At 72.5% G+C, this 25328-nt stretch carries 20 protein-coding genes and 1 riboswitch; of the genes, 10 read left to right on the forward strand and 10 right to left on the reverse strand.

The window, feature by feature from the left end; translation table 11 throughout:
- Positions 1–173 precede the first annotated feature (173 nt).
- A riboswitch (SAM riboswitch) is annotated at positions 174–260 on the forward strand.
- Between the two features lie 4 nt (positions 261–264).
- Positions 265–1371 (forward strand): methylenetetrahydrofolate reductase, encoded by a 1107-nt coding sequence (locus G448_RS0106765; protein ID WP_026407406.1) that lies wholly within the window; start codon positions 265–267, stop codon positions 1369–1371.
- Between the two features lie 95 nt (positions 1372–1466).
- Positions 1467–3902: a 5-methyltetrahydropteroyltriglutamate--homocysteine S-methyltransferase gene (metE, locus tag G448_RS0106770; RefSeq protein WP_211227973.1), complete on the forward strand. Its 2436-nt coding sequence runs from the start codon at positions 1467–1469 to the stop codon at positions 3900–3902.
- 189 nt (positions 3903–4091) lie between these two features.
- On the opposite strand, the gene G448_RS0106775 is transcribed toward metE, so the two are convergent.
- The 5 genes from G448_RS0106775 to G448_RS0106795 all read right to left on the reverse strand — a co-directional run bounded on the left by G448_RS0106775 (position 4092) and on the right by G448_RS0106795 (position 9112).
- A complete protein-coding gene (locus tag G448_RS0106775) occupies positions 4092–5054 on the reverse strand; it encodes a hypothetical protein (RefSeq protein WP_026407372.1) in 963 nt (320 codons plus the stop codon).
- A gap of 329 nt (positions 5055–5383) precedes the next feature.
- Positions 5384–6301, reverse strand: coding sequence for a copper homeostasis protein CutC (locus G448_RS0106780; protein ID WP_211227975.1), 918 nt, complete (start codon positions 6299–6301; stop codon positions 5384–5386).
- 117 nt (positions 6302–6418) lie between these two features.
- A complete protein-coding gene (locus tag G448_RS0106785) occupies positions 6419–6658 on the reverse strand; it encodes a hypothetical protein (RefSeq protein ID WP_026407374.1) in 240 nt (79 codons plus the stop codon).
- 402 nt (positions 6659–7060) lie between these two features.
- Entirely contained in the window at positions 7061–8281 is a 1221-nt protein-coding gene (locus tag G448_RS0106790) for an AGE family epimerase/isomerase (RefSeq protein WP_026407375.1), read from the reverse strand.
- 9 nt (positions 8282–8290) lie between these two features.
- A complete protein-coding gene (locus tag G448_RS0106795) occupies positions 8291–9112 on the reverse strand; it encodes a DeoR/GlpR family DNA-binding transcription regulator (RefSeq protein WP_026407376.1) in 822 nt (273 codons plus the stop codon).
- Between the two features lie 167 nt (positions 9113–9279).
- On the opposite strand from G448_RS0106795, the gene G448_RS0106800 reads away from it, so the two are divergent.
- The 7 genes from G448_RS0106800 (at position 9280) to cydC (ending at position 18595) form a co-directional block, all read left to right on the forward strand.
- Positions 9280–10545: an ABC transporter substrate-binding protein gene (locus tag G448_RS0106800; RefSeq protein WP_026407377.1), complete on the forward strand. Its 1266-nt coding sequence runs from the start codon at positions 9280–9282 to the stop codon at positions 10543–10545.
- Positions 10532–11509: a carbohydrate ABC transporter permease gene (locus G448_RS0106805; RefSeq protein ID WP_026407378.1), complete on the forward strand. Its 978-nt coding sequence runs from the start codon at positions 10532–10534 to the stop codon at positions 11507–11509. Before G448_RS0106800 ends, G448_RS0106805 begins: the two co-directional genes overlap by 14 nt.
- 2 nt (positions 11510–11511) lie before the next feature.
- Complete coding sequence (locus G448_RS0106810; RefSeq protein WP_245572227.1) at positions 11512–12363, forward strand: carbohydrate ABC transporter permease; 852 nt, start codon at positions 11512–11514, stop codon at positions 12361–12363.
- Between the two features lie 33 nt (positions 12364–12396).
- A complete protein-coding gene (locus tag G448_RS0106815; protein WP_026407380.1) occupies positions 12397–13257 on the forward strand; it encodes a ketose-bisphosphate aldolase in 861 nt (286 codons plus the stop codon).
- 12 nt (positions 13258–13269) lie between these two features.
- Positions 13270–14499, forward strand: coding sequence for an ADP-dependent glucokinase/phosphofructokinase (locus G448_RS0106820; protein ID WP_026407381.1), 1230 nt, complete (start codon positions 13270–13272; stop codon positions 14497–14499).
- A gap of 205 nt (positions 14500–14704) precedes the next feature.
- On the forward strand, positions 14705–16762 hold the full coding sequence (locus G448_RS15505) for an ATP-binding cassette domain-containing protein (RefSeq protein ID WP_051268703.1): 2058 nt from the start codon (positions 14705–14707) through the stop codon (positions 16760–16762).
- Between the two features lie 3 nt (positions 16763–16765).
- Complete coding sequence (gene cydC / locus G448_RS0106830; RefSeq protein ID WP_342663534.1) at positions 16766–18595, forward strand: thiol reductant ABC exporter subunit CydC; 1830 nt, start codon at positions 16766–16768, stop codon at positions 18593–18595.
- A gap of 150 nt (positions 18596–18745) precedes the next feature.
- Here cydC and G448_RS0106835 read toward each other — a convergent pair whose 3' ends face one another.
- Entirely contained in the window at positions 18746–19663 is a 918-nt protein-coding gene (locus tag G448_RS0106835) for a cation diffusion facilitator family transporter (protein ID WP_026407383.1), read from the reverse strand.
- 249 nt (positions 19664–19912) lie between these two features.
- On the opposite strand from G448_RS0106835, the gene G448_RS0106840 reads away from it, so the two are divergent.
- Positions 19913–20737: a trimeric intracellular cation channel family protein gene (locus G448_RS0106840; protein WP_026407384.1), complete on the forward strand. Its 825-nt coding sequence runs from the start codon at positions 19913–19915 to the stop codon at positions 20735–20737.
- A 92-nt stretch (positions 20738–20829) separates the two neighbouring features.
- On the opposite strand, the gene G448_RS0106850 is transcribed toward G448_RS0106840, so the two are convergent.
- The 4 genes from G448_RS0106850 to G448_RS0106865 all read right to left on the reverse strand — a co-directional run bounded on the left by G448_RS0106850 (position 20830) and on the right by G448_RS0106865 (position 25257).
- Positions 20830–21150: a hypothetical protein gene (locus G448_RS0106850; RefSeq protein WP_026407385.1), complete on the reverse strand. Its 321-nt coding sequence runs from the start codon at positions 21148–21150 to the stop codon at positions 20830–20832.
- An 89-nt stretch (positions 21151–21239) separates the two neighbouring features.
- Complete coding sequence (locus tag G448_RS0106855) at positions 21240–22454, reverse strand: App1 family protein phosphatidate phosphatase (protein ID WP_026407386.1); 1215 nt, start codon at positions 22452–22454, stop codon at positions 21240–21242.
- A gap of 9 nt (positions 22455–22463) precedes the next feature.
- Positions 22464–23810 carry a glycosyltransferase 87 family protein gene (locus G448_RS0106860; RefSeq protein ID WP_026407387.1) on the reverse strand — a complete coding sequence of 449 codons (1347 nt, stop codon included), beginning with the start codon at positions 23808–23810 and terminating at the stop codon, positions 22464–22466.
- A gap of 169 nt (positions 23811–23979) precedes the next feature.
- Entirely contained in the window at positions 23980–25257 is a 1278-nt protein-coding gene (locus tag G448_RS0106865) for an MFS transporter (RefSeq protein WP_026407388.1), read from the reverse strand.
- Positions 25258–25328 lie beyond the last annotated feature (71 nt).

The following is a 25328-nucleotide window of genomic DNA, read 5'->3' on the forward strand; positions in this document are numbered from 1 at the left end:
AAACCTAGGACAGGCGACGGCGATGGTCACAGCCTCGGCATTGGGGAGCTCTCCGATTCGCTGGCAGCGTGATACGTTTACATGACGCGATCGACCGTCTATTGACTCTCCGGTCGTTTTCCCGGCTGACGGACGTTGTCGTCCGATCCACCGAGACGCGCTACACTCATCGCGTTCCATCCAGAGCGGCCGAGAGACCCGGCTTGATGACGCCGCAGCAACCCCCTCGCGGTGGGTGCTTCTGCCGGGACCGATGGAGAGCGAATGACGTCCGTGCCCACCGACCAGCCGAGCGGCTCCCCGTCCTCGCCCCGGGCGGGCCGCGGGCGGCCCGCCCCGACGGCCCCCGCGCCGTCCTCGTCCCCCACCCTGTCGCTCGAACTCTTTCCGCCGCGCCCCGGGCGTCATGCCACGCAGACCTGGGGCGCGCTCGACCGTCTGCTGGCGACCCGTCCCGACTTCGCCTCGGTCACCTACCGGCCCTCCTTCGTGGCCGTCGACCCCGACGGCGCCGGTCCGCGCTTCCGCGTGCGCCGCGAGCACAACCCGGCCGAGGACGTCATCACCCATGTGCTGTCCCGCTCCGATGTCCCCCTCATGGCGCACCTGACCTGCATCGGCTATCGCAAGGACAGGGTTGTCGAGATCGTCCGCCTCTTCCTCGACATGGGCGTGCGCCGCTTCCTCGCCCTGCGCGGCGACCCGCCGCGGGGCTGCGCGGCCGGGGACGTCGTCGGGGAACTGCCCCACGCCGACGACCTGGTGCGCGTCATCCGCGAGGTCGAGGCCGAGTACTTCGACGACGGCGCCCGTCACATCCAGGTCGCCGTGGCCGCCTATCCGGCCGACATCGACCACGGCGCCGGCGTCGAGGTGCTGGCCGCCAAGCAGGCCGCCGGAGCGGATCTGGCGATCACGCAGGTCTTCTACGATCCCGAGGACTACCTGGCACTGTGCCGCGCCGCCCTCTACTCCGGGGTGACCGTGCCGATCCTCCCCGGGATCATCCCGCTGACCGATCTGGGGCGCCTGACCCGCCTGGAGGCCCTGACCGGTGTCGGCGTCCCGGCCGACCTGGTGCGCACCCTGAGGCGGACCGATGGCGCGGTGGCCGCGGCGGCGGGCATCGACGCCACTCTCACCCTCGCCTCCGCGGTGCTCGACGGCGGCGCCCCGGGCGTCCACCTCTACACCTTCAACCGCGTGCGTCCGGCGCTCGACGTCATCTCCCACCTGCGCCTGGGCAGGATTCTCGCCGGGTCCTCCCCGGACACCGCCGTCCAGCGAGAGGTCCGCCGCGACTACCTCAACGCGACCCCCGGCGGCGATCGGGGACCGAGCGGCCGAATGCCCGGGGCGTCGAGACTCTGAGCCGGATCTGCGCCGGACCCGATCAGGACATACGCTCGGACCACGCTCGCGGTAGTCCCGCATCTCCGCTGACGAACCCCAAGGAAAAGACACTCATGACCGTGCCCACCAGCCCCCTGCCCGCCGCCACGATTCTCGGCTACCCCCGTATCGGCCCCGATCGCGAGCTCAAGCGCGCCGTCGAGTCGTACTGGAAGGGCGATCTTGACGTCTCCGGGCTGCGCGAGCGTGCCGCCGACCTGCGCGCCGCCACCCGCGCGCGCCTGCGCGGGCTGGGTCTGACCGGCGCCTCCGCCATCCCCGCGGACTTCACCTACTACGACCAGGTCCTCCAGATCACCACGGCCTTCGGCGCCCTGCCGCAGCGCTTCGCCGATCTGCGCGGCGGCGCCGACGACGGCGCGGCCCGGCCCGACGGCGCCGCGCGGACCGATGACAGCGCCGCGCGGGGAGACGGCGCCGGAGCCGACGGCCACCCGGGCACCTCCCTACCGGGCTTCTTCACAGCCGCCCGAGGCGAGGGGGAGCGCGCCGCCCTGGAGATGACCAAGTGGTTCGACTCCAACTACCACTACCTCGTCCCCGAGCTCGACGCCGCCACCCCCATCGACTACGTCCCCGGTTTCGGGGCCGTCGATCCGACCGATGGCCCGACCGCCCAGGTCCTGGAGGCGCTGGGGGCCGGCGAGGAGGCGCCTCGGCCCGTCCTCGTCGGCCCGGTCACCTACCTGTTGCTCTCCAAGGCGGCCGACGGCGCCGACCCCGGCTTCCGACCTCTGGACCGCCTGCGCGACGTGCTCGGCGCCTACGGGCATCTCCTGGCCGACCTGTGGGCCGCCGGTGCCGAGTGGGTCCAGCTCGACGAGCCCGCCCTGGTCAGCGACGCCTGGGAGGTCCCGCGCGAGGATGTGCTGGCGGCCGCGGCCGATGCGTACACGTGGATCGCCGCCATCACCGAGCGCCCGCAGGTGCTCGTGGCCGGCACCTACGGCGCCCTCGGCGACGCGCTGCCCGTTCTGGCGGGCACCGGTGTCGAGGCCGTCGGGCTCGACCTCGTCGCCGGCGAGGCGCCCGCGGCGGACGAGCTCGCGCTCCTGGAGGGCAAGACCGTCGTGGCCGGCGTCGTGTCGGGTCGCAACATCTGGCGCACCGATCTGGAGGCCGCCCTGACCGAGCTGGAGGCTCTGCGGGATGCGCTGCCGACGGGCACGCCCGTTGTCGTGGGCACCTCCACCTCGCTGCAGCACGTGCCGCACGACGCCGCGCGCGAGGCCTCCCTGCCCGCCGACATCCGCTCCTGGCTCGCCTTCGCCGACCAGAAGGTCGCCGAGGTCCAGGTCCTGGCGCGCGGACTGGCCGCGGGGCGCGAGGCCGTCGCCGGCGAGCTCGCCGAGGACACTCGCCTGCGCGCCGAGCGCGCCGCCCACCCCGGGGTGAACCGTGGCGAGGTGCGCGCCGCCGTCGTCGCCGTCACTCGGGCCGATCGCACCCGCGCGCCCTACGACGAGCGCAAGGCCGCGCAGGATGCGCGACTCGGCCTGCCCCTCGTGCCGACGACGACTATCGGATCCTTCCCGCAGACCTCCGGGATCCGCCGGGCGCGCGCCGCCCACCGCCGCGGCGAGCTGGGCACGGCCGGCTACGAGGACGCCATGCGCGCCGAGATCAGGAGGGTGGTGCGCCTCCAGGAGGAGATCGGGCTCGACGTCCTCGTCCACGGCGAGGCCGAGCGCAACGACATGGTTCAGTACTTCGCCGAGCTCCTCGACGGTTTCGCGGCCACCGAGCACGGCTGGGTCCAGTCCTACGGCTCTCGCTGCACCCGCCCCTCGATCCTGTGGGGCGACATCTCCCGGCCCGAGCCCATGACGGTGGCCTGGTCCGCCTACGCCCAGTCGCTGACCGACAAGCCGATGAAGGGCATGCTCACCGGGCCGGTGACCATCATGGCCTGGTCCTTCGTGCGCGACGACATCCCGCGCGCCCAGGTGGCCGATCAGCTGGGCCTGGCCCTGCGCGCGGAGGTCGCCGACCTGGAGGCGGCCGGCATCCCCATCGTGCAGGTCGATGAGCCGGCCATCCGCGAGACCCTGCCGCTGCGGCTGGCCGACCGGCCCGCCTATCTGGAGTGGTCGGTGGGGGCCTTCCGCCTGGCCACCGGGGGCGCCGCCGCGGCCACCCAGATCCACACCCACCTGTGCTACTCCGAGTTCGACGTCGTCATCGACGCCGTGGACCACCTGGACGCGGACGTGACCTCCATCGAGGCGTCCCGCTCGCGCATGGATATTCTGCCGGCCGTCGCCGCTCACGGTTTCGAGCGCCGGCTCGGCCCGGGCGTCTGGGACATCCACTCCCCGCGGGTGCCCAGCGCGGAGGAGTGCACCGAGCTGCTCCAGCGGGCCGTGGCGGCGCTGGGCGTGGAGAAGGTGTGGGCCAACCCGGACTGCGGGCTGAAGACGCGCGCTTACGCCGAGACCGAGGCGAGCCTGCGTCACCTGGTGGAGGCGGCCCGCCGCGTGCGCCCCTGAGCCCGGCTTCGCCCCTTCGTCGAGATCGGTCGGGTTCCGCGTCGAGATCGGTCGGGTGGGGCCTCGCCCGGCTACTGGAACCACGAGTCGGGCTTTCCTGCGCGAGTCGGACGACGGCGTCGTCGGCCTCGCGCCGAAATGCCGGTCTCGTACAGAAATGCCCGACTCGTGGCGATGGGAGCGCGGCACTCACCACCTGACGGCGCCGGGGCGTACGCCGACGGTCGCGAGCTCGGCGAGCATACGAGCGCCGTTGTCGTACCAGGCGTCGCCCCACGTCCAACGCGCCATCGGGTAGCCCAGGCGCCACAGCGCTCGCTCGCGTCCGCGCTCCTTGAGAATCGTCTCCTCGGTGGCGCGCCCGTAGGACTCCCGGTGGTACTTCGCGTTCCCGTCGAATTCTGAGACCGGGTGGGGTTTGACGACGCTCTCGGGCCAGAAGTAGTCGGTCCGGGCGATGCCGACGTCGGTCTGGATCTCGTGCTGGAGCACCGGACGCGGGATTCGCGCCTGCCACATCCGTACGCGTGAAAGGGACTCTCCGGGTGACTCGGACAGGGGGTCGGCCAGGTGCACGGCGATGCGGGCGACGCGCAGACCGCGTGCGCGAGTGGGAAGGCGGCCGAGGGCGTCGATGAGTTCCTCGCGCGTGCACAATCGGTGGCGCAGTGCATGGTCCATAGCGCATACGCCTTGGACGAGGCCTTCCCAGCGAGCCAGGTCGATGCAGGTGGTGGCGACGCTGGTGACGGGGCACCTCCCCACGGGAACGATGACGGGTGTCTGACGGACATGCCGTCTCAGGAGGGACGTGCGGGTGCGCTGATTCTTCTCCCCGAGGCACTGGACGCGCTCGGGAAGGCGCCCGATGACGGGCAGTCCGAGAATGAGTGCGGCGGATGCTCCGGCGAGGACGAGGTCACCGCCGTGCTTGCGGAGGGCCGCGTCGATCAGTGCGAGGTGGCGGTTGTCGGCGGTGGCCCGGTGCCAGTCGCCGGTGGGGGCGTAGACGCCGGGGGCGACCTTGCGCCACGTGGCGTCGCGTTCAGGCCGCGGACAGCCCAGGTTCAAGCACTCGGAGGTCAAGCGAGCAACCGGGGCGGGCCCGTCGACGCCGCGGGCGGTACGTGGGGCGGAGTTGTTGAGGCTCACGTACTGATAGTGGGATGCGGGGCGCCGGCCTGCATCCACTCTCCACAGGCGGGGGCAGGCGGGGTACTGCGAGGACGCCTGTGGAGCCCGGCGCCTGCGTCTGCCGCCGTCGGGGCGGGGCGAGGTGGGATCCGCTTGGGCCCGTTCCCGTCGAGTCGGGCTTTCCTGCGCGAGTCGGACGACGGCGTCGTCGGCCTCGCGCCGAAATGCCGGTCTCGTACAGAAATGCCCGACTCGTGGTGGGGGAGTGCGGATGCGCGACGGCGGGAGCGAAGCGGGCGCCCACGGCGAGTGCGTGGCGATGGGAGCGCGGCGCGCGCCCGCCGGCGTCAGGGCAGGCGCAGGGCGTGAGCCGCCTCGACGGCGCGCCGGACCTGCGCCTCCTCGGTGCGCTGGGGATCCTGCCACGTCGCGCCGGGCACGGAGCAGCGCATGTGGAGCTCGCGGACGCCGCTGGCCTCCACGATCCGGGCCACGGAGTCCGGCTGCACCGAGCCGGCCGCGATCACCCGGGGGCCGCCGCCCTCGCGTCCCGCCGCGACCATGCCGCGCAGGACCTCCGCACCCTCGACGGCGGTACTCGCCCCGCCGGAGGTCAGCACGTAGTCGACCCCGAGCCCGCCCAGGTCGCCGTAGGCCTCGATCGGGTCGCGGGTGATGTCGATGGCCTTGCTGAAGGCCACGGGCGCCCCCTCGGCGAGGTCGATCAGCAGGCGCAGCAGTCCGCGGTCGATCGTGTGCTCCTCGGTCAGCGCCCCGATGACGAAGCCGAGGTCGACCGCCGGGGGCAGCGCCGGTCCGGCTCCGCCGACCCGCTGGGGACGCGTGAACTCACTCATCTGTCGGGACAAGGAGGCGATTCGGCGCACGTCCGCCGTCATCGCGCGGATCTCGTCGGCGTCGAAGACGAAGGAGCCTCCGCGCGGACGGATCATCACGCGCAGTCCCAGGGGCCTCGCCGCCGGTCCGGTGGCCCAGTGGTTGCCCGCCACCGCCCGGCGGTGCCCGATCTCCTCTGCGGCGGCGAAGATGGCCGCCTCGACGGCGCCGATGGACGGTGTCGTCCCGCCGGCGGCGAGGTTATCGCACAGCTCGGCGCGATCGGCGCCCGCGCGCGCGGAGACCCTGACGCCCTCGATGTCCTCCACGCAGGTCTCGACGACGACGTGCGGCGGCTGCCGCCACGAGGATGGCCAGTCGGCGGGGGAGCGGTAGCGGAGGGACGGCGCTGTCCGAGAAAGCCTCATTGCATTCATGGCCCGAGTCTGACATGACCCGGTGGGTGGACGAAATCGCCTGCCGATCCCCTCTCGATCGGCGACCGGAGGGGCCAGCGCCCGAGGCCCGGGGCCCGGCCCCGGGCCTCAGACCTGGCGGGAGCGCGTCGTCGGCTCGCGCGGCTCGGCCGCGCTGCTCGCGGCGACCACGTTCGCCGGTTGCGAGACCAGCTTGTCGGTGTCCACCGCGGACACGTAGTTGCGTCCGCCGATCAGGACCCCGAACAGGACGAGCAGAGTCGTGCCGATGAGGACGAGCACCTGGAGGGCGCTGAATCCCTCGACGGCGGCACGGATGCGGGCGCTGCGTGTCAGTGACGCGGACATAAGGCCTCCCGGTCATAGTCGAGACGGAGCGGGCGCCCCGTCGTGCAACTATGACAGCGGACCAGCCTGTTGAGTGGGAGGAGAGGCGCTGAGTGTCGGCTATGAGAGCGCGGGGCCGACCAGCGCCGGCTGGCGCCGGACGGGGCCGGCGCCAGCCGGCGTGCGGGCGCCGTTCACCGGCGAGGAGGCCGTGAACCGTAAGGCGACCGGCGCCGGGAGGCGTGCGGGCCGCGTCGTCGTGCGCGGGCCGGGGCCGGACTCGTTGGCCCGCTCCGCGGCCCGCCGCCGCTCAGCTGCGTCGTGCGGTCGGCGCCCTCCGGGGCCGGCCGGCGCCGCGCACGGGCGCCCTCCCACGGGTGGGGCCCCGGAGCGGGCGGCGGGTCGATCCGCTTCCCGATCCCCTCACCGATCCGCGCGGTGCACGATGCCGTACGCGAACGACGGCGAGATCGGGATCGTCCCGATCACCATGGCCTGCAGGGCGTGGTAGATGTCGGGCTTGCCGACCCACGTCCCGCTCGCGGGGCGGTTCTTCTCGTCGAGCTCCTCGTGCCACTCGCCCGGCCTCTCGATGAGGTGGGCGCGCGCCCAGGAGGCGAACCCGTCGACGTCGAGGTCGTAGGAGGTGTCGCCCGTGGCCTCCCGGAGCGTCTCGGCCGCGCCGATCGCCTCGCACAGCACCCAGTACATGCGCTGCGCGACCACGGGGCGGCCCTCGAAATCGACCGTGTAGATGAAGCCGGGCATCCCGTCCGGGCCCCATCCCTCCAGCAGCGCCCTCCTGTACATGTGCTGCGGAATGACGTCCAGCGCGGCGGGATACGGCAGGTCCCGCTGGGCGCACGCGGTTCGCACCTCCACCATCAGGCGGGACCACTCCAGCCAGTGCCCGATCGTGGAGCCGAACGGGCGGAACGGGTCGGCCGGGAACTCCCGGTTGTAGTCCAGCAGCGGCGACCAGGACTCGTCGTAGTGCTCGGGCAGGCGGAAGTCGTGGTCGGCGAACTGCGTCGAGATGCGCGAGGTGATGCGCAGCGCCCGTTCGAGGTGGAGCGTCCGCCCGGTGGCGGCGTACGCGCCCAGGAGCGCCTCCACCGTGTGCATGTTCGCGTTCGCTCCCCGGTACGGGTCCACGGCCAGTGTCCGGGGCGATCGGGAGTCCACGACCATTCCGGCGTCGTCGTCCCACCACAGGCGGTCGAAGGCCTCCAGCGCGGCCTCCAGCAGCTCGCCGGCGCGCGGCACCTCCGCCAGGAGCGCCGACGCGGCGGCCAGGATGACGAAGCTGTGGTCGTAGGAGACGAGCCGCCCCTCCTCGGGGGCGCCCTCGTGCGCGACCGCCGACCTCCACGCCCCGGCCTGCCGGTCGCGCAGCGGCCCGTCGAGCAGGGCGGCGACGCCGTGCTCCGCGAGGCCGAGCCCGTCGGGGTCCCCGAGGAGATGGCCCAGCGCGAAGCAGTGGGTCATCCTCCCGGTGATCCACAGGTGGGTCCCCCGGGAGGCGTCGACGGAGCCGTCGTCGGCCAACCACCCGAATCCCTCCGGCACCCGCGCGCGCTTGCCGAAGCGCAGGAGATGGCGGGCCTCCTCGTCGAAGAACGGGCGGGTCGTGGAACTGGTCATGAGTTCTCCTCAGTCTCGGTGCTTGAGTCGATGCTTGGTGTCCGGCGCCAGGACCTCGACGGAGCTCTTGGCGAGGGCCTTGCCCAACGCGCCCGTGGGGGCCGTGCTGGTCACGAGGTAGTCGGCGATCTCCAGCCCTCCGATCGTCGCGAACAGACGGCGGTCGAGCTTGGTGGAGTCGGCGAGGACGGCCACCTTCCTGGCCCGGGAGGCCATCTGCGCGAGCATGGCCGCCTCGGCCAGGTTGGACGTCGAGATGCCGCCGGCGTCGATGGCGCCCACCCCCAGGAGCGCGAGATCGACTCGGATGTCCGTCTCGACGCCGGAGACGGGACTGGCGAAGACGACGGGGCCGACCGTCACCTGCCCCGACAGCCTGACGTGCCCGCCGATCACGTACAGGTCGCGGCAGGCGTCGGCGCTGATCTCCGCGGGCACGCGCAGCGAGTTGGTCGCGATGATGAGCTCGCGGCGGCGGCTCAGGTGCTTGACGAGCGCGAGCGTCGTCGTTCCCCCGTTGATGAACAGCACGCTGCCGTCCTCGACGAGCTCGGCGGCGGTCAGGCCGATCTGCTCCTTCTGATCGGGCTGGAGCCGGGAGCGGTCGTCGAGCCCCGTGTCGTGCCAGGGGATCGCCGAGTTCGACATGGCGCCCCCGTGGGTGCGGATGATGAGCCCCTCGGAGTCGAGCTGGTCCAGATCGCGGCGGATGGTGTCGGCGGAGACGGCGAAGTGCTCGGCGAGGGCGGTGACGGTCACCTGCCCGTGCTCGGCGACGTGCTTGGCGACGTCGGCCTTGCGGCCGGCAGGGAGTCGGGATGCATCGCTCATGAGAGCAGGGTAGCGGATCTGTGCGCGTATGTGCCGTTCGTTGCGGGCGCGTTATCTAGGGGACGGTCGACAAGTGCAAGAAGTCGCGCTACTATCCTCTCCGGCGGCATGAACTAGCAGAAAAACGCACAATGCCGCGACTCGAATCAACGATGATGGAGTGAACGATGCGTCGACGTGAATTTGGGCAGCTCGCTGCCGTCGTGACCGCCATGACGGCGATGGGGCTCGCGGGCTGCGGCTCAGGAGGCGGTGCGGGAGGGGATGTCACCCTCGAGTTCGCGCAGTGGTGGGAGCCCGAGCTCCCCGACGGCACCTTCCGCGCTCTGATGGACAAGTTCGAGGAGCAGAACCCGGGGATCAAGGTCGAGCTGCTCTCGGGGCCCTACGCCTCGACCAAGGAGCAGCTCGTGGCCGGGGCGGCCGCCGGCACCATGCCGGACGTCGTGGGCATCGACGGCGCCTGGGTCAACGACTTCGCCAAGCAGGGGGCGATCGCCGACCTGACCGCCCTGATGGGGCAGGAGGGGTACGACGACTCCGAGCTGGCGAGCCAGATCCAGGTGAACGGCGCGACCTACATGATCCCGGTGGTGAACTTCGTCTACCCGATGTTCGCCAACACCGACCTGCTGACCAAGGCGGGCGTGAGCGGGATCCCCGCCACCCGCGATGACTTCGCCGCGGCCGCGAAGGCCGTCACCGGGGGAGACGTGTCCGGATGGGCGCTCCCGCTGTCCCTCGAGGCGCCCAACGGGATCCAGAACGACGTCATGTCCTGGGTCTGGGCCTCGGGCGGCTCGATGCTGACTGGCGACGGCAAGCCCAGCTTGAAGGGCAACGCCGACGTCAAGAGCGCCTCGGAGTTCATCAAGAAGCTGTGGGACGACGGCGTCGTCTCCCCGGGGGCCTTCACCATGAAGGAGCAGGACAAGGTCGAGGACTTCACCAACGGGCGCGTCGGCCTGATGATCGACTCCCTCGCGCACGTGAACACCATCCGCCAGGGCAACCCGGACCTCGCCTTCGACATCGCCGCCATCCCGGCCGCCGCCGGGTACTCCGGGCAGCGCGGCATGCCGTACGCCTCGTGGGGGATCGGGGTGTCCGGGACCACCGAGCACGCCGCCGCGGCGTGGAAGCTCGTGGCCTTCCTGATGGGGGCGGACGTCAACGCCGAGCTCGCCAACGACGCCAAGGCCTTCCCCGGCAACAGCAAGGCCACCCCCGAGTTCGTCAACAGCGACGAGATGTTCAAGAAGGCCTTCGAGATCTGGGGATCGGGCACTCCCGCCAACGAGTTCACCGGGCTGCCGGTCTCCGAGACCCTCATGCGCGAGTTCGACGAGCAGTTCCAGAGCTACCTCAGCGGCACGATCGACGTCGACACCATGCTCTCCAACGCACAGGGCTCCTGGGATGAGAAGTTCTGAGCCCGGACCCGGAGCGGATCGCCCGGGGCGCTCGGGCGATCGGGCGCCCTCGGCGCGCGGCGGCGCGCCCCGCGCCCTGCCGCGACGGGAGCGCCTCAAGCGGGCCCTGGTGCCCTACGCCTACCTCTCCCCGACGATCCTCCTGCTCGTCGTCCTCATGGTCGTGCCGATCGTCATGGTCATCGGCTACTCCCTCATGGACGGCGTCATCACCGTCCGCCAGTCGCATGTCGTCGGGCTGCGCAACTACGTCGAGATCCTCACCGGGGCGAAGTTCCGCACCGCGCTGTCGAACACGTTCTGGTTCGTCGGTGCGAGCGTCGTGGCGCACATGATCATCGGCCTCGGCTTCGCCATGCTCCTGAACTCGGAGTCGGTCTCGCGCGCGACGAAGACGATCTTCCGCACGCTGTTCGTCCTGCCCTGGCTCCTGACGATCGCCATCGTCGCCATCCTCTGGCGCCTCCTGCTCAACCCCAACGGGATCGTCAACGCGATCCTGTCCGGCATCGGGGCGATATCGAGCCAGCACGAGTGGCTGGCCGATCCGGGGTCGGCCCTGGCCGTGGTCACCTGCATCAACATCTGGTCCGGGTACCCGTTCTTCATGATCTCGATCCTGGCGGGTCTCCAGGGGATCCCCCGCGACCTCTACGAGGCAGCGGAGGTCGATGGGGCCGGACCGGTCAGGAGGTTCTGGTCGATCACCATCCCCCAGCTCAAGCCGATCATCGTCTCCATGGCGCTGCTGGACCTCATCTGGACGTCCCAGCAGTTCGCGCTGATCTGGATGACGACCGGCGGCGGCCCGCTCAGCGCCACCGAGATGCTCTCGACGTTCACCTACAAGCTCGCATTCTCCGAGTACGACTTCGCCGGCGCGTCCGCGAGCGCGGTGATCGTCCTGGTCCTGTCGATGATCCTGGCGTTCTTCTACGTCCGCAGTCAGAGAGCGAGGGATTGATCATGATGTCGAGGAACTCGAAGAGACGGCGTCGGCTCGCGAGCCGGATCGGGACATGGGCCGGCCTGCTGCTCGGGGGCGGGTTCGCCGCGTTCCCGGTGCTGTGGATGCTCGTCTCCTCCTTCAAGCCGAATGCGAAGATCTTCTCCAGCCCGCCCCGGCTCATCGAGGAGGGCTCCTCCTTCGCGGCCTACGCCTCCATCTTCCACGACGCGGGGAAGATGCGGTTCTTCATCAACAGCTACTTCGTGGCGCTGTCCGTCACCGTGCTGACCCTCGTCGTCGCCATCCTGGCGGCCTACGCGTTCAGCCGGTTCGACTTCCTGGCCAAGAGGCTGATCAACGTCGTCGTCGTCTCGGTGCAGGCGGTTCCGCCGATCACCCTGCTGATCCCGTTCTTCGGGCTGATGGTCGGCCTCAAGCTGTACAACACCTATCAGGGCCTGATCCTGACCTACATGGTGTTCACCCTCCCCTACGCGATCATCATGCTGACCGGCTACTTCAACACCCTGCCGCGCGAGCTCGATGAGGCGGCCAAGGTCGATGGGACATCCTCGTTCGGAGCCCTGTGGAAGGTGCTGGTCCCGATCTCGGTGCCCGGAATCGTCTCCGTGGGGATCTACACGTTCATGATCGCATGGAATGAGTACCTGTTCGCGCTCACGCTCACCAGGACGAATAACATGCGCACGGTCCCGATCGGAATTCAGCTGCTCATGGGGCAGCACTCCTACGAGTGGAACGAGATGATGGCGATGTCCGTTCTCGGCTCCATCCCGGTCATCCTCCTCTTCGTATTCTTCCAGCGCTACTTCATCGGTGGCATGACCGCTGGATCCGTCAAGAGCTGAGCTTGGCGGCACACACAGAAAGGTAGAACCCATATGCTGACCACTGGTAACGATATTCTCGCCGTCGCTCATGAGCACTGCTTCGCGGTCCCGGCGTTCAACATCTCGAGCTACTCGATGCTCCGCGCCGTCGTGGACACGTGCGAGGAGAGGCGCTCGCCGCACATCATCGCGATCCACCCGGACGAGCTGAGCCACATCCGCCCGGAGATGCTGGCCTCCATCGCGCTGATCGCGCACAGGTCCTCGGTCCCGACCGCCATCCACCTGGACCACGGCGCCACCTACGAGCAGGTGCTGCTGGCGATTCAGAGCGGTTTCACCTCCGTCATGATCGACAAGTCCTTCGCCCCGTTCGAGGAGAACGTCGCGCAGACCTCGCGCGTCGTTCGGGCGGCCCACGCCGTCGGGGTGTCGGTGGAGGCCGAGCTGGGGACGATCGGGGTCTCGGACAAGTACGGGGAGACGGGGTCGGAGGAGATCCTGTACACCGACCCGGACGACGCGGAGCGCTTCATCGAGGCCACGGGCGCGGACTCCCTCGCCATCGCGATCGGGACGCGGCACGGGCTCTACCCCTCCGAGGTCAAGCCGGAGCTCAAGCTCGACCTGCTGGCGCGGATCAAGGAGCGCCTGGGGATCCCCCTGGTGCTTCACGGCGGCTCGAACAACTCGGACACGGAGATCGCGGGGGCCGTTCACGGCGGGATCAACAAGATCAATATCTCCTCCGACATCAAGGCCGCGTACTTCCAGCGCATGCGCGAGGTGCTTCAGGACGTCCACCTGCGGGAGCCGAACGCGATCGAGCCGCCCTGCGAGGAGGCCCTGCGCCAGTGCGCGGCGCAGAAGATCGACCTGTTCGAGTCGGCGGGCAAGGCCGACCTGTTCTGAGCGGGGGCTGACATGACGGGGCGCATCGTTCTCGGACTCGGTGGGACGGTCGATTACGAGCTGGAGTGGGACGCCGCGGCGTTCCAGCGGCTCGTCGACGACCACGGGATCCATCTCGCCGAGGTCGAGGAGGATCCGCCGTCGGTCGTCGCCGATGGGCGCGGCGTCGTGGTGGCGATCCTCCGGTCGATGCGCCGGGCGCGCGGCTGCGAGTGCTACGTGGAGGACAAGGAGCAGCTGCTCGCCTTCGGCGCCCGCTTCGGCCATGAGGTGACGCTGGGTGGGACCTGCGTGCGGGCGGCGCTCGCCATGAGCCGCGTCGGCGTCGATTCGACCGTTCACCTGGTCTCCATCAGCGACGAGGTGCGCCGTCGCCTGCCGGCGGGGGTGGCGTGGACGTGCAGCGCCGAGGAGGACTCGCTGGACCCGCACGTCATCGTCCAGTACCCCCGCGGGGCCTCGGTGCGGCTGGCCGATGCGACGATCGTGGCCGGTCGTCCCAACCGCGTCATCCTGGTCAACGACGAGCCGAATGAGCGCATGGTGCTGAGCCGGGAGCTCCCCGCCGTTCTGCGGGGGGCGTCGGCGGTCCTCATCTCGGGCCTCAACACGATGAAGTCGGCCGACGAGCTGCGGGCGAGGCTCGCGGAGCTGGCCGGCATGCTCCGCGACGTGCCGCGGGCGGTGCCGGTCGTCTACGAGGACGCCGGGTTCCACGACGAGGCCCTGCGGGCGGTCGTGCTGGAGACCGTGCCGTCGCTGGCCGATGCCCACTCGCTCAACGAGGATGAGGCCCGGCAGTACCTGGGGCGGCAGATGGACCTGACGGCGCCCGGTGATGTGGCGGCCATGATGGAGGGGCTCGGGGAGATCCTCGGATCGCCGACCGTCATGGTCCACACCAGCCGGTACGCGGCCTGCATCGGCGCCGAGGCGGGCCTGTACCGCGATGCGGCGCGGGCCGGGTGCCTCATGGCCTCCACGCGCTTCGTCAACGGCGACCGCTACGGTCGGGCGGAGTACGACGCCGTCGCCGTCTCGCCGCGGGAACCGGTCGGACTCGCGCTGGCGGCCGCCCCCGAGCTGCGACGGGCCGGGGTGCTGATCGCGCCCGGCTACGACGCGCGGACGTCATCGCCCACGACGATCGGCCTGGGGGACGCGTTCATCGGCGGGGTCATGGCCCACCTGGCCGCGCGGGCTCGCGCCGTCGCGTCGGAGGGCGAGCCGGGACGGGGCTGACGGCGCCGTCGTCGGACTCGCTCCGACGCGCCGACAGGCGCTCGCGACGACGGCGGAGCGCGTCGTCGCGAGCGCCTGTCGGCGTCCCGTCGGCTCTTCGCGGACGTCGCGTCGTGTCATACGATCTTCCTGCTGCGGGGTTAGGCGCGCCTATCATCGACGCTTCCTCTGGGCCCCCGCGGCTCACCACCGTTCAGGAGGCCCCATGACACCGGAGACCGTCCGCCCCGTTCCTCGACGCGGCCGCCGGGGCGGTGGAGCCGCGAGGCCCGGCGCGTTCGGCGGGACCCGCGTCGGCACGTCCGCCGGGCGACGCGCCAACGCCGTCTCCTCCGCTCTCACCCTGGTCGCCGGCCTCGCCCAGGGATGGGCCCTCATCGGTCTCGGCCGCAGCCTCGGCGCGCTCCTGCCCGGCGCCGGTGCCGGGGACTGGCGCCCCCGTCTCGCCTCCGCGGCGGCGGCCGCCGTCGTCGCCAGCGCGGGGCGCCTCGCCGTCGAGGCGATCGCCCGCTCCAGCGCCGCCGAGCAGGAGGGTGCGATCCGCGCGCGCCTGCTCGACCACCTCCTGTCCCTCGGTCCCGCCCATGCCGCGGAGAGCCGCTCCGGGGCGACCGTCTCCCTGCTGACCGACGGCGCCGAGCGCGTGGCGCTGTACCGGCAGACCTTCCTGGCCCCCACGGTCGCCGCGGCCCTGTCCCCGGCGCTCGTCCTGGTGCTGCTCGCCGTCGCGGTCGACTGGCCGACGGCCGCCGTGCTCGCGGTCGCCGTCGTCCTCGTGCCCGGCACCATCATCGGCCTCTACTCCCGACTCCGGCGGTCCTCGGCACGGTCGCGCGCCCAGCGCTTCAGGCTCGCCGCCGAGTACCTCGACGCCATTCAGGGACTGACCGCCCTCACCCTCGCCCGGGCCGCGCGCCGCCGGGCCATCCGCCTGCGCCGCGCGGGGGAGGACAACCGCCGGGCGGTCATGGGCCTGCTGGCCGGCAACCAGCTCGTCATCCTCGTCACCGACTGCCTGTTCTCCCTGTTCTTCGTCACGGCCGCCGTCGGCATGGCCCTGGAGCGACTGTCCTCGGGCGCCATCGGAGCGGGCGACGCCGTCGCCATCGCACTGGTGGGCTACGTGCTCCTCGAGCCCCTCGACCACGTGGGCGCCTTCTTCTACGTGGGCATGGGGGGCATGGCCAACCAGCGCGTCATGCGCCGCCTGCTGTCCGTCGAGCGCAGCCGCGGCGCCGAGCCCGACGACGGCCTGCCGCCCGTCCCCGAGACGGCGGACGACGACGGGCCCGCGCTCGTGCTGTCGGGCGTGACGGCCTCCTGGGCCGGCGGCGGAGCGCCCACGCCCGGGGCCGCCCGGACCCCGGCGGGAGCGGGCGCTGCGTCCGGGGCAGGCGCGCACGGGTCCGCTGCGCATCGGCCCGCCGGGGCGGCGCGGGCGGCGGCGCATCCGCACGGCGGTGATCCCGAGCCCTCCGGCGGCCCCGGCTCCGGCAAGGCCCAGGGCGGCGCCTATCGAGCCCCCGGCGATCCCGGCCCCGTTCTGGCCGGCGTCGATCTGACCGTGGAGGCCGGCGAGCGCATCGCCGTCGTCGGACCCTCCGGAGCGGGCAAATCGACGCTCGTCGCCCTGGTCAGCGGGGACCTGCTGCCCGCGGCCGGAACCGTGCGCGTCGCCGGCACCGCCTCGACCGCCGGCACCCAGGACGCCATCCGCGCCGCCAGCGCCGTCGTCGCCCAGTCCACCTGGCTGTTCACCGGCACCATCGCCGACAACCTCCGCCTGGCCGACCCAGGCGCCGCCGACGAACGCCTGTGGCGGGCCCTGGAGACCGCGGGCCTGGCCGACGAGGTCCGCCGCATGCCCGAGGGCCTGCACACCCTCCTGGGGGAGCAGGGGCTGGGACTGTCCGGCGGTCAGGCGCAGCGCGTCTCCCTGGCGCGCGCCTTCCTCGCCGATCGCCCCCTGCTCATCCTCGACGAGCCCACCAGTCAGGTCGACCTCGACTCCGAGGCCCGGATCGTCGAGGCCATCGGCCGCCTCGCGCGGGGCCGCACCGTCGTGACCGTCTCCCATCGCGCGGGCGCGCTCGTGACCGCCGACCGGGTCGTGCGCGTCGCCGACGGCGCGGTGAGCGCGACGGGCCCGGCCCGCCCGACCGGTCCCTCCGCCGGGGACGCCCCGGACCCGGTGCCCGCCGGGGACGCCCCGGACCCGGTGCCCGCCGGGGGCACCCCGGACCCCGTGACGAAGGAGGGCTGAGCCGTGACCGCAGCCGCGATGAAAGAGCCCTCGACGATCTCGGCCGCCGGGCCGGCCGCGCCCCCGACGCGCGCGGCGGAACGCATCCCGCCCCCGACCCGGACGGTGGTCATCGGATGGCTGCTGCGGGTCACCCGCCCGGTCCTGGCGCCGCTGCTCTGCTCCACCCTGTGCCGCGTCGCCGACCTCCTGCTGGGCGTCGGGCTCTTCGCCCTGGGCGCTCACGCCGTCGTGTCGACCGGGACGGCGCTCGCCTCCGGCGGGCCGGTCCCCTCCCCGTGGACCGCGCTCGGCGCCATGGCCGTCATGAGCCTGGCCAAGGGGGCGCTGCGCTACGGCGAGCAGTTCACGGGCCACTTCGTGGCCTTCAAGGCCCTCGAGCTGCTGCGCGGCGAGATCTTCCGCGCCCTCATCCCGCGCGCCCCCCGAGTGAGCGCCACCTCCCGCTCGGGGGACCTCCTGGCCCGCGCCACCAAGGACGTCGACCGCATCGAGGTCTTCTTCGCCCACACCATCGCCCCCGTGGTCTCGGCCGTCGTCGTGCCCGTCACCGTGCTGGTCGCCATCGGCGCCGGGGTTTCCTGGGAGCTGGCGGCGGTCGCGCTGCCCTTCCTCCTGGGCGCCCTGGCGGTCGTGCCCCTGGCCGGCAGGCGTCACGGCCTGGCCTCCGCGCGCCGCACGGCAGAGGCCCGGGCGGCGCTGACCCAGCACGTGACCGACTCGATCCAGGGACTGAGCGAGATCGTCGGCTACGGTCGCGCCGACGAGCGCCTGGCGGAGACGGCCGCCCTGGACGACGACGTCGCGCGCGCGGGCCGGCCCGCCGCCGTGTGGGCCGCGGTACGACGCGGGGCCGTCGCGCTGCTCGTGCTGGCCGGACCGCTCGCCGTCCTCGCCGTCGGCGCCCCCCGGGTGCGCTCCGGGGATATCGGCGCCGCCGCGCTCGCGGCCGCCGTGGCCGGTCTCGTCCGCCTGGCCGAGACCGTGCGGGCCGTCGAGGAGCTCGCCGCCGCGCTGTCGTCCTCCCTCGCCGCCGCGGAGCGGGTCTACGAGCTCGTCGACTCGCCCGTCGAGGTCCCCGACGGCGAGCACGAGCTCGCGGCGCGCCCCGCCCATGACGTCAGCTGGGAGGACGTCGTCTACACCTACCCCGGGGCGGGCTCGGCGTCGCTGCACGGCGTGAGCCTGCGCGCGGCCGAGGGGGAGTGGACGTGCCTGGTGGGCGCCTCCGGCTCGGGCAAGACGACCCTGGCCGGACTCGCGGTGCGCACCGACGTGCCGCAGTACGGGCGAGTGGCGATCGACGGCGTCGATGCGGCGGAGCTGACCGGCGACTCGCTGCGCCGGGAGGTCGCCCTGGTGCCCCAGCGGGCCCACCTCTTCCGGGCCTCGGTGGCCGACAACGTCCGGCTCGCCCGGCCGGACGCCGATGACGAGGAGGTGGTCGCCGCCTGCCGCGCCGCCTGCGTCCACGACGACGTGGAGGCGATGCGGGCCGGCTACGACACGCTCATCGGGGAGCGCGGCGCGACGGTGTCGGGCGGCCAGCGTCAGCGCCTGGCACTGGCCCGCGCCCTGCTCGCCCGTCCGAGCGTGCTGATCCTCGACGAGTTCACCAGCCACCTCGATCCCGGGCTCGACGCCGCCGTGCGCGCCTCGGTGCGCCGGTGGGCGCGCGAGTGCACGGTGATCGAGGTCACTCATCGGCTCGCCCACGTGGACGGGGCCGACCACGTCGTCGTGCTCGACGACGGCCGGGTCGTCCAGGACGGCGGTCCCGACGAGCTCATGGCCGTCGACGGCCCGCTGCGCCGGCTCATGGATCGGGGATGAGCGCGTGCGACGACCGCCCTCTCGTCGACGTCCGAGAGGGCCGCGGCTGAGGCCGGAGGCCGTTCGCAGCGGTTTCCTCCCGGCGGTCTCCCCGCTCCACGGCCACCGTCGGCGCGGTGACCCCGAGCCCGTTGCCACCCGGCTCGCGCCTCAGACGTCCTCGACGTCCTCGTAGCTCTTGGGGTCCTCGATCGGCTCGAGGTGGGCCGAGACCCGCAGGTTCGGGTCCACCTCGACCAGCTCGTCGATCATGCGCTCGGTGAAGTCGTGCCCCTCCTTCACGCTCCACGTGCCCGGCACGAGCACGTGCATCTCCGCGAAGCGCCGGTTGCCCGCCTCGCGGACCCTCACCGCGTGGAAGTCGATCCGCCCGTCGAGGCGGTGCCGCCCCAGCACCGCCTCGATCCGCTCCTGCGCCTCCCGTCCGGGCGCCACATCCATGAGGCCTGCCACGGACTCGCTGATGAGCTTGAACCCGGTCCACATGATGTTCAGGCCCGCGCCCAGGGCGACGATCGCGTCGAGCACGGGCGAGTCGAAGACCGCCACGAGGCCCACGCCCAGCAGAACGGCGGCGGAGGTCACGACGTCGGTGGCCAGGTGCGTGGCATCGGCCACCAGCGTCGCGGAGTGCTCGCGCCTGCCCACCCGGTGGAGCACCCAGGCCGCGGCCCCGTTGATGACGGAGGCCCCCACGGAGATGAGAAGGCCCGCGCTCAGCCGCTCGGGCATGACGGGGGCGACGAGCCGCTCGATCGCGGAGATGATGATGAATGCCGCCGCCATGAAGATCATGACGCCCTCGGTGATGGCCGAGAAGTACTCGGCCTTCGAGTGGCCGAACTGGTGGTCGTCGTCGGCCGGCTTGATCGAGATCTTCAGGACGACCAGCGCCACGATGGCGGCCACCAGGTTGACCACCGACTCCGCGGCGTCGGAGAGCAGGCCGACCGAGCCGGTGATCCAGGCCGCGAAGGCCTTGAGGGCGATGGTGGCCAGCGCCGCCGAGATGGACAGCCAGGCGTAGGCGCTCAGGTCCTTGGGAGGGGTGTAGCGTGACGAGGGCACGCGGCGAGTTTTGTCGATGACGGTCCATGAGGTCCACCTGCGTCATAACCCTCCCGACGCCCCTTCTGATAGACACGCCCGACGACTCTCCCGGTGGCGACAGGCTCGTGCCGCGGAGGGGGCGCCCCCGTGCGGCACTCGGCCTCCTCGACTCCGCCCGCCGGTCCGCAGGAGGAGCCGCCGCGCGGGCCCGGGGACGCGTGGCCGGGGGTGGCCGGTCGGGACGGCCGGGTTGGTTAGGGTGGCCGCGTGCTCCCCGCCCAGATCGCGATCCCGGACACGCTGCCGGAGACCTTCCGCGTCCTCGACCTGTCAGGCGTGCTCCTCAACGGCATCCTCGGCGGGCTCATCGCCAGGCGGAAGAACTTCGACCTGGTGGGCTTCGCCGTCCTGGCCATACTCACCGCGACCGCCGGCGGCATTCTGCGGGACGTCATGATCCAGGCCGGCCCTCCGTTCGCGCTGACGGATCCGTACTACCTCTACACCGCCTGCGCCGGGGCCCTGGTCGCCTGGTGGGTGCCCTTCACCTCCCGGTTCGCCCGCCGCTTCCTCGTCGTCGCCGACGCCGTGGTTCTGGGCACGTGGGCCGCCACCGGTGCGGCCAAGGCGCTGGGCAACGGGCTGGGCGTCATGCCCGCGCTGCTGCTGGGATGCCTGACGGCGGTGGGCGGCTCGATGATCCGCGACGTGTCCGTGGGCGAGACCCCGGCCGTGTTCGGCGGGAACAAGCTCTACGCCGTCCCCGCCCTGTGCGCCGCGGGGACGGTGGTCGTCGTCGTCCGCACGAACCTGCCGGACGCCTACGCGATGCCGGCGGCCACGCTGGTCGGGGCCGGGACCTGCCTGCTGGCCTACTGGCGCTCGTGGCGACTGCCGGTGGTGGGGGACCGGGAGAGGCGTCGCGCCGATCGTCCGGCGGCCGGCGTTCCGACCCTCGCCGCCCGTGCCAGGGACCTGACGCTCCTTCGCGGCGGCACGGCGCTCTCGGGCTGGCGCCGAGCGCTGCTGCCGCGCCGCCGGGCGCCCGAGCCGCTGCGGCGGCGCAAGCCCCTCGACGTCGAGGACCTGTGAGCGGGTCCGGCGCCGGGGCGAACGGGGCGCGCTGAGCGACTCGGGCGGGCGGACTCGGGCGATTCGTCGGGGCGGCGACGCCGGGGCCGGGCTCAGTCGAGGGGGCGGACCTCGGCGTCGTCGACGCGGACGGCGGGGGAGGCGGGAGCGGGGCCCGCCGCCGTGCCGCGGAAGAGGCGATCCTTGACGGCGTCGGCGACCTTGTCGGTGACGACCTCGCCCTGCCGACGCACGAACCGGCCCGCCCGGCTGGAGGCGGCATCGACCTTCTCCCGTACGAAGGGCCTCTCGGCGACCCGCGACGCGGCGCGGGACGCGGCGGTCTTCATGCGCTCGTACTGCGCGCGGCCGGCTCGCGTTCCCAGGACGTATCCGGCTCCCAGGCCGATGATGAACGGCAGCTTGCTGGCCATGACGATCTCCTCACACTGGTGGCGGTACCGGGGCAGAGCCTACTGGGCGCGGGGGGCCTCGGGCGCGGTCTGCCCCGCTCCGGCTCCGCTCAGGCCGTCGCCCGTCCCTCCGACTCCCCGGCGATCGACTCGCCGCCGAGCATCCCGGGCGGCAGCAGACGAGCCAGCTCGTAGCCGTCCGCGCCGACGACCACGGGCACGTCCGCCTCCGCGAGCGTGCGCGCCTCCGGCCCCAGGCCCATGGGATGGGCGAGCTGCGTCCCGGCCAGCACCTGCTCGGTCGGCGTCAGTCGACGCACCGCCACGGCCGCCACGCGGTCGGAGTGCTCGCGGGCGGCCTCGCCGTAGATGAGCGGGTCGTGCTGCCCGTCATCGCCCACCAGGAGCCAGGTCACGTCGGGCAGGTCGATCATGAGGCGCCGCAGCTCCGTGCGCTTGTGCTCGATCCCCGAGCGGAACAGCCCGGTGTTGGTGGGGCCCCAGTCGGTCATGAGCATCGGGCCCGCGGGGAAGCCGTGGCGCTCGAAGAAGGAGCGGTGGGTGGGCACGACGTTCCACGCGCCGGTCGACAGGTAGATGACGGGCGTGCCCGGGTGCGCCCGCTCGATCCGGGTGAGCAGCTCGGCCATGCCCGGCACCGGTTCGCGCGACGAGGTGTACTTCACCAGCTGGTTCCAGGCGGCGACGAACATGCGCGGCACGTGCGAGACCATGGCCGTGTCGTCGATATCGGAGACGATGCCCAGGCGCGGGCCGGGCGCCACGATCAGGATCCGGGTGGTCACCGTGCCGGCGCCGGTCGCCTCGATGCGCGCCTCGTGCCAGCCGGGCCCCAGGCCGTGCCCGCGCACGACGACGTCGATGTACCCCTCCTGATCCGCCCGGGTGCGCACGCTCACCGCCCCGAAGCGGATCGTCACGGGGAGGTAGGGCACGGGGGCGTCCACGAACAGACGCCACCCCCGTTGGGCCTCCAGGAGGTTGGTGGCGGCCAGCTCGCGCACGTCCTGCACGTCGCGCACCGTCGTGGGCACCCCCTCGGGCACGGAGCGGAACAGCGGGCCCTCGGCGGGGGCGCGCCGCGGACGCAGCACCATGCGCGCCAGCACACGGGCCATGTCCGACGTCGCCGCTCCGCCGTCGGCCCGCGCGCGCAGGAGATCGCGGCCCGCGTGCTCGGGGCGGGCCGAGCCGTAGCCGTCGTAAGCGATGACGCGCGGGCGCCAGCCGCGCCGCCTGAGCACGGGGATCACGTCCCGGTGGAACCGGTCCTCAACGGCGCGGATGACGTCGAAAAGTGGCACGAGCCGATCTTACGGGGCCCGGCCCCCGTCCGGGACGCGTCGGGGAGGAACCCGCGGTGCGCGTGCGACGCGTCCCGCTGCCGTCCACAGGACGACGCCGGTCGCCAGCGCCCACCAGGTGTAGGACGAGCCGACGACGGTGGCGGCGAAGGACCAGTTCTGCTCCACATGGTTCTGCCCCGGGAACCACCACTGCATCGCCAGGGCGAGAACGGCCGCGCCCGCCAGGGCGGAGGTCGCCAGGGCGGGCGAGCACCAGCGCCACGCGGCCGTCGCCAGGCTCATGAGGGCGGGCAGGCACCACACCCAGTGGTGCGACCAGGAGATCGGGGAGATCAGCAGGCCGGCGGTCATGGCGACGCTCACCTGCAGCGACAGGAGGAGGCCGTCGTCGGGCGATCCGGTCCCGGCGCCGGGCGGCTCGGTCCCGTCGTCGGGCGATCCGGCCCCGGCGCCCGGCGCCGCTGCCAGCCTGCGCAGCAGCAGCCAGGCGCCCAGGGCGACCGCGATGACGGCGAGCGCCCACGCCGGTGTCCACGCCTGCTCGGGCAGCCACCTGGCGGCCGCGCCCTTGAGGTTCTGGTTGCCCGCGTAGTCGGGGAATCCCGCGCGGGAAGGATCGAGCATCGCGGAGAAGAAGAACTGCGCGGACTCGGCGGGCCAGGCGCACCAGCACAGGACCGTCGCCGCGGCCGCGGTGCCGACCATCGTGGCTGCGGCCCTCCACTCGCGGCGCGCCAGCAGGACGACCACCGCGATCGTCGGCGTCAGCTTGAGTGCCGCCGCCAGCCCCGAGCCCACGCCGCGCCAGCGCGATCCCTCGGGCAGCGCCAGCAGGTCGACGGCGACCAGCATCATGAGGATCGCGTTGACCTGCCCGTACTCCATGGTCTTGTAGACCGGCTCCAGGAGCAGCACGCCCGCCAGCGCGAGCCATGGCGCCATGGCCCGTGCCGCCCGCCCCCCGGCTCCCAGGGCGCGCGCGGTCGCCCAGGCCGTCACCGCGGTGCACACCGGCGTGGCCAGGACCATGAGCACCTGGGCCGTGCGATCGTCGCCCCAGGTCAGGGGCTTCAGCGCCCAGGCGGCGAAGGGCGGGTAGGTGAAGGGCCACAGGCGCTCGGTGGGATTGGCGTACCAGTCGTACAGGCTCCCGCCCCTCTGCCACTGCTCGATGCCGTGGTAGTACACCCACGCGTCGAGCTTGAACGCTCGGAGGCCGTCCTTGCTCCACAGCCAGGGATAGGCGCTCGCCAGGAGAGCGACCCAGCCCAGGACCCGGGCCGGGCAGGAGGTCAGCAGTCGGGCCGCGCCGAGACGGGAGGTGGTCGTCTCGTTCCGCATGCTCTCGTCCACTCGTCGGAGTCTACGGCGTCGCCCCCGTGCCCCTCCTCACCTCGCTCTCGTCCCCTTCGCCGAGATCGGTCCGGTTCCGGCTCGAGATCGGTCCGGTTCCGCGCTCCGAGGGGCGCCCGCGGCGCGGCGGTCGGCGGTGCCGAGGAACGCCGCGGCGTCATCGGCGCGATCAGCGCGGCAGGCTGAGATGCTTGCGCGCTCGGCGCAGGACCGGCAGCCCGGCCAGAGTCGCCGCCACGGCGAGCCAGGCGCTGACGGCGACCACCAGGTACCCGCCACGGCTGCCCCCTGCGTCGACCGCGCGGCCGCCCAGCATCGATCCCAGCGACACCCCGACGTTCAGCGATGTGCTGATCCACGCCAGCCCCTCGGTGAGCTGGGAGGGCGCCACGGTGACCTGGACGATGTTGTTGCCGGTCGTGATGGTCGGAGCGATCGCCATGCCCGTGGCGGCCATGAGCGCGCCGAGCGCCACCAGGCCCGGGGCGAACGGGAGGGCCGAGGCACCGACGGCGAGCACAGCCGTGCCGGCGAGGAACTGCCTCCACAGCGGCCACCCCCAGGAGCGCGCTCCGTAGACCAGCGCAGCCGTGAGCGATCCGATGGACCACGCCGCCAGCAGCATCCCCGAGGCCGACGTGCGCCCCGCCTCGGTGGCGAAGGCCACCGCGGCGACGTCGTTCGCACCGAATAGCGCCCCCGAGAACAGGAAGGCCACGAGGACGGCGAGCACCGCGCCATGGCGCGGCACCGATCGCTGCGGCTGGGCGTCGGCATCCTCCCGGGCCTCCTCGGCGGGCTCGTCCCGCGACGCGTCCGCCGGGCGCGCGCGGCGGCGCCGCGGATGGGGCGCGGGCTCACTCCCGCGTTGGGACAGGAACCACGCTCCGCCGCCGAGCTGGAGGATGAGCGAGACGAACCATCCACTGGTGACCGGCAGAACGGACGAGGTGCACAGGGCCGTGGCCAGAACCGGGCCGATGATGAAGGCGACCTCGTCGAAGGCGGCCTCGAGCGAGAAGGCCGTGTGCACGTCCTCCGGGCGGGTGACGATCGCAGTCCATCGCGAGCGCACGAGCGATCCCATGGAGCCGGACAGGCCGCCGGCGAGCGCCGCCAGCACGATGAGCACTCGCAGGTCGGCGCGCGCCCCAGTGGCCAGAACGAGGCCGAGCAGGGATGCGCTGGAGACCGTCAGCGCCGGCAGCATCACCTTGGACTGCCCGTGCTCGTCCACCAGCCGCGCCAGCACGGGCGCGCCCAGGGCCGCCGCGACGATGTTCGCCGCGGAGACGATCCCCGCCGCGGAGTAGCTGCCGTACAGGACCCGGACGGCGAGAATGGTCGATATCCCCTGCATCGACATGGGGAACCTCGCCAGGAGCCCCGCGATGGAGAAGGGGGCCGCGCCGGGGATGCGCAGGATCCGCCCGTAGGTGGAGGACATGGGTCGATGGGCCTGTCTGGATCGGTCGTGGGCGCGCTCGCGGGAGGGGCGGGAGAGGCGGAGGCGACGCC

Source organism: Actinomyces gerencseriae DSM 6844 (assembly GCF_000429265.1).
Taxonomy (GTDB): domain Bacteria; phylum Actinomycetota; class Actinomycetes; order Actinomycetales; family Actinomycetaceae; genus Actinomyces; species Actinomyces gerencseriae.